Below are 12,999 nucleotides of genomic sequence, written 5' to 3'. Positions count from 1 at the left end.
AACCCTCAAGCCACATGGAATTTCTGCGCAACCGTATCGAATCCCAGTTGATGAGCCTCACGGGCCTGTCCCTGGGCAACCTGGACCTGGAAAGCCCCAAGGGCGATCCGGGGCTGTTCGGGCCGGACTCGGTGAGCTGGAAGGTCCATGGTGACTTCAGCAGCATGCTGATCGGCGGCATCAGCGCCTTGATGTTGCAAGCGCTGCATCCCTTGGCGCTGGCCGGCGTGTGGGACCATTCCAACTTTCGCCAGGACATGCTCGGGCGCTTGCGCCGTACGTCGCAGTTTATTTCCGGCACCACCTTTGGCTCGCGCCGCGATGCCGAGTGGCTGATCGAAAAAGTGCGCACCATCCACCTGCAGGTGGTCGGGCACGCGCCGGATGGGCGTCCCTATGCCGCCAGTGATCCGCAATTGCTGACCTGGGTCCACGTCGCCGAAGTCAGCAGCTTTCTGGCGGCGCACCTGCGCTACAAAAACCCGGGGTTATCACCCAGGGACCAGGACCGCTACTACAGCGAGATAGCCCTGGTCGCCGAACAACTGGGGGCTCGGCATGTGCCGCGTTCAAGGCAGGAAATATCTGATTATCTGCAACGTATTCGCCCACAACTGTTGTGTGACGAACGCAGCCGCGAAGTACTGCGCCTGTTGCTCGATGCCCCGGCTCCCAGCGCGTTGGCCAAGCCGTTCGGGGCGCTGATGATGCAAGCCGGCATCGACCTGCTGCCGGACTGGGCGGGTGACATGCTGGGGCAGCAGCAAAGCCCGCTGCAACGCCAGTTGATCCGCGCCGGGGTCAGGCGTAGCGCGCCGCTGCTACGCTGGGCGATGCGCAATGGCTCGGTGCAACGCGCCCACAGGCGGATGGGCCTGCTGTAACGACACACCCTGTGGGAGCTGGCTTGCCAGCGATAGCGATTCCTGCTCCACCGCCATCGCTGGCAAGCCGGCGCCCACAGGAGCTGTTAAACTTGCGCGCTTCAATTCCCCAGCAAGGCGCGCTCCATGTCGTCCCTGAATCAGGCGCTGCGCGCCGCCCTCGATCACCGCCAAGACCTGCTCGCCGAGCTGCATGCCCAAGGCACCGATTGCTATCGGTTGTTCCATGGCAGCCAGGAAGGTGCCGGTGGCTTGACCATCGACCGCTACGGCCCGCAATTGATGGTGCAGAGCTTTCACCAATCGCTAGATAGCGATGCGCTGCTGCAGTTGCACCTGATGATCAACCAGTACCTGGGGCTGGAACTGCTGCTGGTCTATAACGACCGCTCCCGAGGCAACTCGCGTATCGACCGCGAAGACACGGTGTACCGCGCCGAACCCGCAGCTCTGGAAGACCTGGTCGGCCATGAATGGGGCCTGAACTATCGCGTGCGCGGTCGCCACTCCGGGCAGGATCCGCTGCTGTTCCTGGACCTGCGCAACACCCGCGGCTGGGTCAAGGCGCACAGTGCCGGCAAAAGTGTGTTGAACCTATTTGCCTACACCTGCGGCGTCGGCCTCAGCGCAGCGGCCGGTGGGGCCCGCGAGGTGTGCAACCTGGACTTTGCCGAGGGCAACCTGGCGGTCGGTCGCGAAAACGGCGAGTTGAACCCGCAACTGCCAGCCATGACGTTTGTACAGTCCGATTACTTCCCGGCAATCCGCCAGTTGGCCGGGCTGCCGATCACCCAGCGTCGCGGGCAAAAACTGCCAAGCTACCCACGCCTGGAGCAACGGCAATATGACCTGGTGCTGCTCGACCCACCGGCGTGGGCCAAGAGCGCCTTTGGCACCGTGGACCTGCTGCGCGACTACCAAAGCCTGCTCAAGCCCGCACTGCTGGCCACCGCAGACAATGGCGTGCTGATCTGCTGCAACAACCTGGCAAAAGTCAGCATGGATGATTGGCGCGAGCAGGTCTTGCGTTGCGCTGAAAAGGCCGGCAGGCCGGTACTCGACTGGAAAGTGATGACGCCCGGCGCTGACTTTCCCTCACAAGACCAGCAGCCTCCTCTGAAGACCCTGATCCTGCAGCTGTAGGATTGCCCTGAAAGGCCTGGACTGGCGTAATAAAGGCTCGGTTCTTCGGAACCGTAAACCCGTGCCATACTCCAAGGCACTCTTGATCGACATAGATGGCGTCACCCATGCCCAAAGGATTGATTCGCGCCGCAGGCGCCTTGCTGACCGCCCTTGCACTCTACAGCTTGCTGGGCTTTTTGATTTTGCCCGGTATTGCGCTTCGCGTGGCCAACCAACAGTTGGCCAACTACGCCACCGTGCCGGCCCGTATCGAGCGTATCGAACTCAACCCGTTCAGCCTGGAGCTAACCCTCTGGGGCCTGAAAATCGGTGAGCCGGGCAAGGAACAGGTGGGCTTTGATCGCCTCTACGCCAACCTGCAGATCGACAGCCTCTGGACTCGCGCCCTGCACTTGGCCGATGTGCAGTTGGACAAGCCGAAGACCGAAATCCTCTTCGACAAAGCCGGCACGCTCAACCTGGCGCAACTGTTCAAGTTGCCGCCGAGCGAACCGACGCCCGATGACCCCGAGAGCAAACCGTTCCCGCTGCGCATCGAGCGCATCAAGCTGGCGGGCGGCTACGTGCACTTCGAAGATGTGCGCCCCAGCGAACCTATCGAGTTTCTCTACGACAAACTCGACTTCGAACTGAAAAACCTCAGCACCCTGCCCGAAGACAACGCCGACATGACCCTGGTCGCCGCCGGCCCCGAGGGTGGGCAGATCGACTGGACCGGTAATTTCAGCCTGGTGCCGATCGCCTCCGAGGGTAAGCTCAAGGTCACGGATGGCAAGATGAAAGTCTGGTGGCCCTATGTACGGGACGCCGTGCCCCTGGTCCTGGAAGACGGCATCCTCAACTTCAGCACCGACTACAAGCTGAACCTGGCCAAAGAAACCGAACTGAACCTGACCAACGTCTCCGCGAGCATCGCTCCCTTTGCGATCAAGGCCCCGGATGGCCGGCCACTGGCGCGCCTGGAGCGCCTGGATGTCAGCGAAACCTCGATCGACCTGGCCAAGCAGCAAGTGATCGTGGGCAAGATCCGCAGTAACAAGCTCGAAACCTGGGCCGCCCGCGAAGCCGACGGCCAACTGGACTGGCAGAAACTGTTCGCCAGCCAGCCGAGCAAGCCGGCCACCCAGCCTGAGCCAGCAAGCGCTCCCGCCACGGCCGACTCGCCAAAACCCGAACCGACAGCACCGAGCAAGCCTTGGCAAGTGCTGCTCAAGGATGTGCAACTGCGCAACTACCAGGTGCATCTGGCTGATCGCCAGGTAAAACCTGCGGTAGCACTGGAGCTGGGCCCGCTGAATGTCGATGTACAAGATTTCGACAGCCTCAATCAAAGCCCCTTCACGCTGAAGATCGACAGTGGCCTGGGCAAGCAGGGCAAGATCCAGGCGAGCGGCCAGGTCAACCTCAACCCGGTCAGCGCCAAGCTGAAGGTCGACACCAAGGATATCGACCTGCGGGTTGCCCAGTCCTATATCAGCCCCTTTATCCGCCTGGAACTGCGTAGCGGCATGCTCGGCAGCAACCTGGACGTGAACCTCAAGAGTACCGAGCCCCTTGCGCTGCAGATCACCGGCCGCGCGCAAGTGGACCAACTGCACACCCTCGATACTCTCAAGACCCGTGACTTCCTCAAGTGGCAGCGCCTGGTGGTCGAGGGCTTGAACTACCAGCACGGCAATAGCCTGTCGATCGACAAGATCAACCTGCTGCAACCCTATGCGCGCTTTATGATCAACGATGACCGCACCACCAACGTCGATGACCTGCTGATCCCACAGCCGGCCGACAGCGGTGCCAAATCGACGGCCAAATCCAGCGCGAGCAACGAGAAGCCCCTGGGCATCCGTATCGGCCAGATCGCGATCAATGATGGCTCGGCCAACTTTGCCGACTTCAGCCTGACACCGAACTTCGCCACGGCGATCCAGCAACTCAATGGCCAGATCGGCACCATCGACAGCCGCCAGGCCAAGCCGGCCAGCGTCGATATCAAGGGCAAGGTCGATCGCTATGCGCCGGTAACCATCAAGGGCAGCGTGAACCCGTTTGACCCGATGGCCGCACTGGATATCGCCACCAGCTTCAAACGCGTCGAACTGACCACCCTGACACCTTACTCGGGCAAGTTTGCCGGGTTCCGTATCCGCAAGGGCCGGCTCAACCTGGACCTGCACTACGTGATCACCAAAGGCCAGCTGAAGGCCGAGAACAAGGTAGTGGTGGAGCAACTGCAACTGGGCGAGAAAGTCGACAGTGCGGACGCGGTGGACCTGCCGATTCGCCTGGCGATTGCCCTGCTCAAGGACACCGACGGCAAGATTTCCATCGAATTGCCGGTGACCGGCGACTTGAACAACCCGCAATTCAGCGTGATGCCGATTGTCTGGCAAACCCTGCGCAACCTGGTGGTACGCGCGGCGACGGCGCCGTTCAAGTTCATTGGCGGGCTGGTGACGGGTGGCGGTTCGCAAGACCTGGGCAATGTGTCGTTCGCCGCAGGCTCCAGCGCCCTGAACAAGGACGCCGAGTCGGCCCTAGACAGCCTCGCCAAGGCCCTCAAGGAGCGCCCTGCCCTGCGCCTGGAGATCGAAGGCACCGCGGCAGCCAGCAGCGACGGCCCGTTCTTGGCTGCCGAGCGGCTTGAGCGCGAGTATCAGTACAACTACTACAAGATACTCCAGCGCCGTGGCGATAAAGTCCCGGCCCAGGCGTCGTTGCTCGAAGTACCGGAAAAGGAAAAAGCCCCGCTGCTCGAAGGCATCTACCGCACTCGCTTGAAGCAACAGCCACCGGCCGAGTGGAAAAACCTGGGTAGCGATGAGCGCTCGTCGAAGCTGCGTGACGGCGTGATCAAGTTCTGGAGCGCCAGTGACGTGCTGCTACGCCAACTGGGCCAGGACCGCGCCAGCACGATCAAAGACTATCTGGTCGACAAGGGCCAGCTGGAAGATGACCGGGTGTACTTCATTGATGCCAACCTTGGGCAGGCAGAGAAAGATGGCCGGGTTGTTACGCCAATGCACCTGGATGCCGAGTAACTACCGGGCACCATAAGTGCAAAGTGTGGGGGCTGGCTTGCCTGCGATGGCGGTGGGTCAGCCAGCCTGCTTACTACTGATACGCCGTCATCGCAGGCAAGCCAGCTCCCACATTTGATCTCAAAAATCGGCAAATATGTATTCCCCGCCACAATAAAACGGGCCCCGACACAAGTGCCGGGGCCCGTAGTGACCACTTCCCTGTGGTCGGTCGCATGAACCTGTAAGGTGCATTGAGCGGATATCTGCCTCGCTCGTGGCCGCCTGGGTCCAGTCGAATGGTTACACGTTACTCTGCTTTCAGGCCGTCGGCCGATACAGCTTTAACGCCTTTGATTTTCTTGGTGATATTCACCGCAGTAGTTTTCTGCGCTTCAGTCACAGCGACCGAAGAGGACAGGGAAACCACGCCCTTGTTGGTTTCGACTTTAATGTCGGTACCTGGAATGCCTTTCTCGGTTACCAGGTCAGCTTTCACTTTGGTAGTGATCCAGGTATCCGAAGTGGACTCTTTGGCGCCTGCTGCTGCGCTTTTGGTTTTGTCGATGTTGTCTGCCTTGGTGGCGCCGCCAGCCAGCAGGCCGTCAGCAGAAACCGCGGTTACACCTTTGATTTTCTTGGTGATCGCTACAGCGGTTGCTTTCTGCGAATCCGAAATGGCTACAGTCGACGACAGGGAAACCACACCTTTGTTGGTTTCAACCTTGATGTCCGAACCAGGAATACCTTTTTCAGTCAGCAGATCAGATTTAACTTTGGTGGTGATCCAAGTATCCGAAACGCTTTCTTTCGCTTTGGTGGCTTCACCAGCCGCCAGAGTCATTGGAGCTTGGGAAGTTTGGGCAAAGGCCACGTTAGCACCCATGGCCAGGGTCAGAGCGGTAGCAGTAGCGAGAGCGAACTTCTTCATACGAGTAACTCCTGTTTTATTGAAAGTCTGCAGCGTGTGAACCTTCATACTGCAGCGTTAACAGGAATAGTGCAGACAGTGTGCCAAGTCCAAAAATTTAAATAAACCCTTATAAATCAATAGCTTATATAAATGCTGTTTTTTCGAAATCGTGCAACTTGCATGAAGCCCGTCGTGCCTGCATGCAAGTTGCGGCTTTTGTCCTGGGCTAAACGGCTGATTTACCTTCACTTTCCCGCAGTCCAAAAAAAAGGACTCCGAAGAGTCCTCTTTTTCAGCGTGAAGCCTGGGAGTGATTAAACGCCCGAAGCCTTGGCTGCTGCTACGTCCTTGATGGACAGTTTGATACGGCCGCGGTTGTCCACGTCCAGTACCAGCACTTCCACTTCCTGGCCTTCTTTGAGGATGTCGGTCACTTTCTCAACGCGAGCATCGCTCAGCATGGAGATGTGAACCAGACCGTCCTTGCCAGGCAGGATGTTGACGAATGCGCCGAAGTCGACGATGCGCTCAACCTTACCGACGTAGATCTTGCCGATCTCGGCTTCTGCGGTGATACCCAGGACGCGCTGACGTGCAGCTTCAGCCGCTTCCTTGGTTTCGCCGAAGATCTTGATCGAACCGTCGTCTTCGATATCGATCGAGGCCTTGGTTTCTTCACAGATCGCACGGATGGTCGCGCCGCCTTTACCGATGACATCACGGATTTTGTCGGTGTCGATTTTCATCGCGATCATGGTCGGAGCATTTTCCGACAGTTCGGTGCGGGACTGACCAATGATCTGGTTCATCTGGCCGAGGATGTTCAGGCGCGCTTCCAGGGCTTGGCCCAGAGCGATTTCCATGATCTCTTCGGTGATGCCCTTGATCTTGATGTCCATCTGCAGCGCGGTCACACCTTTGGCGGTACCGGCTACTTTGAAGTCCATGTCGCCCAGGTGGTCTTCGTCGCCCAGGATGTCGGTCAGGATGGCGAACTTCTCGCCTTCTTTAACCAGGCCCATGGCGATACCGGCAACCGGTGCCTTCATCGGAACGCCGGCGTCCATCAGAGCCAGGGAAGCACCGCAGACCGAAGCCATGGAGCTGGAACCGTTGGACTCGGTGATTTCCGACACAACACGAATGGTGTACGGGAACACGTCGGCGGCAGGCAGCATGGCTGCAATCGAACGACGGGCCAGGCGGCCGTGACCGATTTCGCGGCGACCAGCACCACCCATGCGACCACACTCACCTACCGAGAACGGAGGGAAGTTGTAGTGCAGCATGAACGGGTCTTTTTTCTCGCCTTCCAGGGTGTCCAGCAGCTGTGCGTCACGGGCAGTACCCAGAGTCGCGACTACCAGGGCCTGGGTTTCACCACGGGTGAACAGGGCCGAACCGTGGGTCTTCGGCAGAACGCCGACTTCGATGTTCAGCGGACGTACGGTGCGGGTGTCGCGACCGTCAATACGTGGCTTGCCGTTAACGATATTTTCGCGAACGGTGCGGTATTCGATTTCGCCGAAGGCTGCTTTGACTTCGCTGGAAGAAGGCTGGCCTTCTTCACCGGACAGCTTGGCAACAACCTGGTCCTTCAGTTCACCCAGGCGAGCGTAACGGTCGGCCTTGATGGTGATGGTGTAGGCGTCGGAGATCGCAGCACCGAACTCGGAGCGAATAGTGCCCAGCAGTGCGGTGGCTTCAGGCGCAGGAGCCCAGGTCCAGGTTGGCTTGGCAGCTTCAGCAGCCAGTTCTTTAACAGCGTTGATCACAACCTGGAACTCGTCGTGAGCAAACAGTACAGCGCCCAGCATCTGGTCTTCGGTCAGCTCTTTGGCTTCCGATTCAACCATCAACACGGCTTCCGAAGTACCGGCAACGACCATGTCCAGGCTCGAAGCTTTCTGTTGTTCGTAAGTCGGGTTCAGCAGGTAGCCGGTGCTTTCGTGGAACGCAACACGGGCTGCGCCGATCGGGCCATCGAAAGGAATACCGGAGATGGCCAGGGCAGCCGAGGTGCCGATCATCGCAGCGATGTCCGGATCGGTCTTCTTGCTGGTGGAAACGACGGTGCAGACAACCTGCACTTCGTTCATGAAGCCTTCTGGGAACAGCGGACGGATCGGACGGTCGATCAGTCGGGAAGTCAGGGTTTCTTTCTCGGAAGGACGGCCTTCACGCTTGAAGAAACCACCAGGGATCTTACCGGCAGCGTAAGTCTTTTCCTGGTAGTGAACGGAAAGAGGGAAGAAGCCTTTGCTTGGGTCAGCGGTCTTTGCGCCTACAACGGTCACCAGTACGGTAACGTCGTCGTCAACGGTGACCAGCACTGCGCCGGAGGCTTGACGGGCAATACGGCCTGTCTCGAGGGTAACGGTCGACTGACCGAACTGGAATTTTTTGATAACCGGGTTCACGGTGTCCTACCTTCTTTGTGGCTCTTGGGGAACTTGTCTTCTTGCGAAATTCTTGGGCAATGTCGGGAGTCGGCCCAACGCCTGTCCAGGGTAAAACGTGTATCCAGATAAAACTTGAGGCTGGAAGCCTGCCATGGGCCAGCGGGAAACCCACTGACACACGACAGCCAACCAACCTCTAGCGCAATCGCTGATTAGCGACGCAGACCCAGGCGACCGATCAGAGTCTGATAACGACCCAGATCCTTGCCTTTCAGGTAGTCCAGCAGCTTACGACGCTGGTTTACCATGCGGATCAGACCACGACGGGAGTGGTGATCTTTACCGTTGGCCTTGAAGTGACCTTGCAGCTTGTTGATGTTGTGGGTCAGCAGCGCAACTTGCACTTCTGGCGAACCAGTGTCACCAACAGCTTGCTGATAGTCAGCTACGATTTGTGCTTTTTCTTGAACGTCGAGAGCCATGAGGCAATCCTTTTTTCAGGAAACCACCCAAAGGGCAGTTTCAACAGGCCAGGGACAAATCCCTGTATCTAAAAATGAGTAGTGACCGTGCCTGTTAACAGCCACCCTCGTTCCAGCTTGCGTAAAAACTACTGCGCTTTTACCACAAACTGGTTCCGGTCATTCTGACCGAATCAGTCGACGCGGCGCGATGCGCCCGTCTTCGCTCACTTCACCGATACCGATAAAGCGACCGTTGTGATCTTGTACCCGCACCATGCCGAACTTCGGGGCATCCGGTGCACGTACTGGCTGGCCGTTGAGCCAGTAGAACGCGCTGTGCTCCGAAAAGTGCAGCAATGGCCAATCCAGCAAACCGCTGTCCGATGGCATCAGGAAGCGATCAACTGCTTCATTGCCGCCTTCGGCATGCACGGCTTCCAACTCTTCCAGCGTGACCGTCTGGGCCAGGGTAAAAGGGCCAGCCTGGGTGCGTCGCAGTTCTGCAACATACGCGCCGCAACCGAGCTTTTCACCGATATCTTCCACCAGGGTACGGATATAGGTGCCTTTGCTGCAGTCCACGGCCAAGCGGGCAGTCTCGCCTTCACAGGCAAGCAATTCCAAGCGCGCAATAGTAACAGAACGCGGTTCGCGCTCCACTACTTCGCCCGCACGTGCCAGCTTGTAAAGAGGCTGGCCATCACGCTTGAGAGCCGAGTACATCGGCGGTATCTGACTGATTTGCCCACGAAAAGCGGGTAAAGCGGCCTCGATATCTGCACGACCAACGGTCACGTCACGAACCTGCAGAACATCACCTTCGGCGTCAGCCGTGGTGGTGGTCTTGCCCAGTTGCATCAGGGTTTCGTAACCCTTGTCTGAATCGAGCAGGTATTGCGAGAACTTGGTGGCCTCGCCAAAGCACAATGGCAATACGCCAGTAGCCAAGGGGTCGAGGCTGCCGGTGTGCCCGGCCTTCTCGGCATTGAGCAGCCAGCGGACCTTCTGCAAAGCGGCATTGGAGGTAAAGCCAATGGGCTTGTCGAGCAGGATGATGCCACTGACGTTACGACGGATACGCTTGACCTGAGCCACCGCTTACTCCTTGGCGTCTTCAGGTGTGGACGGATGCTGATTGTCTTCAGCCACGGCACGCTCGATCAGGGCCGACAGGTGCGCACCACGCACGACACTTTCGTCGTAGTGGAAGTGCAACTGGGGCACGCTGCGCAGCTTCATCTCACGGGCCAACTGCATGCGCAGGAAGCCTGCGGCAGAGTTGAGCACCTTGATGCTTTGCGCGATCTCTTCGCTGTTGTCCTGGCCCATCACGGTGATGAAGATCTTCGCGTGACCAACGTCACGGCTCACTTCAACAGCGGTAATGGTGACCAGGCCAACGCGCGGGTCTTTGACTTCGCGACGGATCAGTTGGGCCAGCTCGCGCTGCATCTGATCGCCGATACGTTGGGTACGGCTGTATTCTTTTGCCATGTCTTGTTACCTGTTACTGCCACACGGTGAAACCCGTGGGGTCTGAAAGCGGCAAACGCCCGGCCTGACAAAAGCCAGACCGGGCGTTGCGTTTAGAGTCCGGACACTGCGCGGGACATTTGCATGCCCACACGCGGCGTGGCTCCTGAAGTGCGCGAGTTAGAGGCTGCGAGCAACCTGGACCTTCTCGTAGACTTCGATCTTGTCGCCAGGCTTGACGTCGTTGTAGCTCTTGACGCCGATACCGCATTCCATGCCCGCACGTACTTCGGAAGCGTCATCCTTGAAGCGGCGCAGGGATTCCAGCTCGCCTTCGAAGATAACGATGTCTTCACGCAGTACACGGATTGGACGGTTACGGTGCACAGTACCTTCGATAACCATGCAACCGGCGATCGCGCCGAACTTCGGCGAACGGAACACGTCACGCACTTCGGCAACACCCAGGATATTTTCCCGCACGTCACTGCCAAGCATGCCGGTAAGGGCTTTCTTGACGTCTTCGATGATGTCGTAGATGACGTTGTAGTAACGCATGTCCAGGCCTTCCTGCTCGACGATCTTCCGTGCGCCAGCATCGGCACGCACGTTGAAGCCGAACAGTACAGCGTTGGAGGCCAGTGCCAGGTTGGCATCGGATTCGGTGATACCACCGACACCGCCACCGACAACACGCACTTGCACTTCGTCGTTACCCAGGCCGTTCAAGGCGCCGTTCAACGCTTCGAGGGAACCACGGACGTCAGATTTGAGGACTATGTTAAGCGTCTTCTTCTCTTCCTGGCCCATGTTCTCGAAGATGTTTTCCAGCTTGCCGGCGTGAGCACGGGCCAGCTTGACTTCGCGGAACTTGCCTTGACGGAACAGAGCCACTTCACGGGCTTTCTTCTCGTCGGCAACTACGCTCATCTCGTCGCCAGCGTCCGGGGTACCGTCCAGGCCGAGAATCTCGACCGGGATAGCAGGACCTGCTTCCTTGATTGGCTTGCCGTTCTCGTCGAGCATGGCACGTACACGGCCGTAGTTCGAACCGACCAGGACCATGTCGCCTTGGCGCAGGGTACCGTCTTGAACCAGCACGGTCGCAACCGGGCCACGACCCTTGTCGAGGCGCGATTCAACCACGACACCACGGCCAGGAGCCGATGGCGTAGCGGTCAGTTCCAGGACTTCGGCTTGCAACAGGACTGCTTCGAGCAGTTCGTCAACGCCGGTACCCATCTTCGCCGAGACCGGTACGAATGGAGTGTCGCCACCCCACTCTTCGGACGTCACGCCGTGAACCGACAGTTCGCTACGGATGCGATCGAGATCGGCGCCCGGCTTGTCGATTTTGTTCACTGCAACCACCAGCGGCACACCAGCAGCCTTGGCATGCTGAACGGCTTCGATGGTTTGTGGCATTACGCCGTCGTCCGCTGCAACCACCAGGATCACGATGTCGGTCGCCTTGGCACCACGGGCACGCATTGCGGTAAACGCGGCGTGACCTGGGGTATCGAGGAACGTCACCATGCCACGGTCGGTTTCAACGTGGTAGGCACCGATGTGCTGGGTGATGCCGCCGGCTTCGCCCGCTGCAACCTTGGCACGACGGATGTAGTCGAGCAGGGAAGTCTTACCATGGTCAACGTGGCCCATTACGGTCACGACTGGCGCACGGGAAACTGCCTCACCTTCAAACTTCAGGGACTCGGCCAGGGAATCTTCCAGGGCGGTGTCGCTGACCAGGGTCACTTTGTGGCCCAGCTCCTCAGCAACCAGTTGGGCAGTTTCCTGGTCCAGTACCTGGTTGATGGTGGCCGGAGTACCCAGCTTGAACATGAACTTGATGATTTCAGCAGCCTTGACCGACATCTGCTGGGCCAGATCGCCCACAGTGATGGTCTCGCCGATCTTCACTTCACGCACGACAGGGCCGGTTGGGCTCTGGAAACCGTGGGCGTTGCGTTTCTTCAGCTTGGCCTTGCCGCGACCACCACGACGGAAGCCATCGCTTTCTTCGTCGGTAGTACGTGGCGCAACGCGTGGAGCAGGCGCTTTCTCTTTGACCGAAGCACGATGTGGAGCGTTTTTGCGCTCACCATCACCACTGCCGCGACGATTGTTATCGTCTGCGCGTGGTTTGTCCGGACGACGAGGTTCGTCGCGCTTGCGAGCGTCGGCTGCAGGAGCAGGTGCGGCGGCAACAGGAGCGGCCTCACGCACAGCTTCAACAGGCGCGGCAGGAGCGGCGACTGCATCAGTAGCGGATTGCGCAGCAGCAGGCTGGCGACGCGCTTCTTCTTCGGCGCGACGCTTGGCTTCTTCTTCAGCCTTCTGACGTGCAGCATTTTCTACTGCGCGACGTTCGTCCATCTCGCGTTTGCGCTCGGCTTCGATTTCTTCCGGGCTGCGCTGTACGAAGACTTTCTTCTTACGCACTTCAACGCTGATGCTTTTGCTACCAGCCACCCGCAGGGTGCTGGTTGTTTTGCGCTGCAATGTAATCTTGCGCGGTTCTTCCACTTTCGCCTTGTGGCTGCTTTTCAAGTGAGTCAGCAACGATTGCTTCTCACTGTCGCTCACATGTTCCTCGGCGGCGGTGTGCGGCAGACCTGCCTCACGCATCTGCTGCAACAGGCGCTCTACCGGTGTTTTGACCTCATCGGCCAGTTGTTTCACCGTGACTTGCGTCAT

General features: G+C 58.8%; 9 protein-coding genes. 3 read left to right on the top strand and 6 right to left on the bottom strand.

The window, feature by feature from the left end; translation table 11 throughout:
* The first annotated feature begins 14 nt into the window (after nucleotides 1–14).
* The 3 genes from ACO77H_RS03770 to ACO77H_RS03760 all read left to right on the top strand — a co-directional run bounded on the left by ACO77H_RS03770 (nucleotide 15) and on the right by ACO77H_RS03760 (nucleotide 5,068).
* Nucleotides 15–884 carry an oxygenase MpaB family protein gene (locus tag ACO77H_RS03770; protein WP_432755026.1) on the top strand — a complete coding sequence of 290 codons (870 nt, stop codon included), beginning with the start codon at nucleotides 15–17 and terminating at the stop codon, nucleotides 882–884.
* 126 nt (nucleotides 885–1,010) lie between these two features.
* Nucleotides 1,011–2,027 carry a class I SAM-dependent rRNA methyltransferase gene (locus ACO77H_RS03765; protein ID WP_169955075.1) on the top strand — a complete coding sequence of 339 codons (1,017 nt, stop codon included), beginning with the start codon at nucleotides 1,011–1,013 and terminating at the stop codon, nucleotides 2,025–2,027.
* Between the two features lie 107 nt (nucleotides 2,028–2,134).
* Nucleotides 2,135–5,068 (top strand): DUF748 domain-containing protein, encoded by a 2,934-nt coding sequence (locus ACO77H_RS03760; protein WP_169955076.1) that lies wholly within the window; start codon nucleotides 2,135–2,137, stop codon nucleotides 5,066–5,068.
* A gap of 289 nt (nucleotides 5,069–5,357) precedes the next feature.
* Here the strand turns inward: ACO77H_RS03760 and ACO77H_RS03755 are convergent, their stop codons facing one another.
* The 6 genes from ACO77H_RS03755 to infB all read right to left on the bottom strand — a co-directional run bounded on the left by ACO77H_RS03755 (nucleotide 5,358) and on the right by infB (nucleotide 12,999).
* Nucleotides 5,358–5,978, bottom strand: coding sequence for a BON domain-containing protein (locus ACO77H_RS03755; RefSeq protein WP_029298967.1), 621 nt, complete (start codon nucleotides 5,976–5,978; stop codon nucleotides 5,358–5,360).
* Between the two features lie 296 nt (nucleotides 5,979–6,274).
* On the bottom strand, nucleotides 6,275–8,380 hold the full coding sequence (gene pnp / locus ACO77H_RS03750; protein WP_169955077.1) for a polyribonucleotide nucleotidyltransferase: 2,106 nt from the start codon (nucleotides 8,378–8,380) through the stop codon (nucleotides 6,275–6,277).
* A 194-nt stretch (nucleotides 8,381–8,574) separates the two neighbouring features.
* The gene (gene rpsO / locus ACO77H_RS03745; protein ID WP_003177875.1) at nucleotides 8,575–8,844 is read right to left on the bottom strand and encodes a 30S ribosomal protein S15; all 270 of its coding nucleotides are present in this window, start codon (nucleotides 8,842–8,844) and stop codon (nucleotides 8,575–8,577) included.
* A 159-nt stretch (nucleotides 8,845–9,003) separates the two neighbouring features.
* The gene (gene truB / locus ACO77H_RS03740) at nucleotides 9,004–9,921 is read right to left on the bottom strand and encodes a tRNA pseudouridine(55) synthase TruB (RefSeq protein ID WP_169955078.1); all 918 of its coding nucleotides are present in this window, start codon (nucleotides 9,919–9,921) and stop codon (nucleotides 9,004–9,006) included.
* Nucleotides 9,922–9,924: 3 nt separating this feature from the next.
* A complete protein-coding gene (gene rbfA / locus ACO77H_RS03735; RefSeq protein ID WP_029298974.1) occupies nucleotides 9,925–10,320 on the bottom strand; it encodes a 30S ribosome-binding factor RbfA in 396 nt (131 codons plus the stop codon).
* A gap of 159 nt (nucleotides 10,321–10,479) precedes the next feature.
* The gene (gene infB / locus ACO77H_RS03730) at nucleotides 10,480–12,999 is read right to left on the bottom strand and encodes a translation initiation factor IF-2 (RefSeq protein WP_169955079.1); all 2,520 of its coding nucleotides are present in this window, start codon (nucleotides 12,997–12,999) and stop codon (nucleotides 10,480–10,482) included.

Origin of the sequence: Pseudomonas sp. WMBT8 (genome assembly GCF_050916005.1) — a bacterium.
Classification (GTDB): Bacteria; Pseudomonadota; Gammaproteobacteria; order Pseudomonadales; family Pseudomonadaceae; genus Aquipseudomonas.
This window is presented reverse-complemented; position numbering and strand designations above follow the sequence as displayed.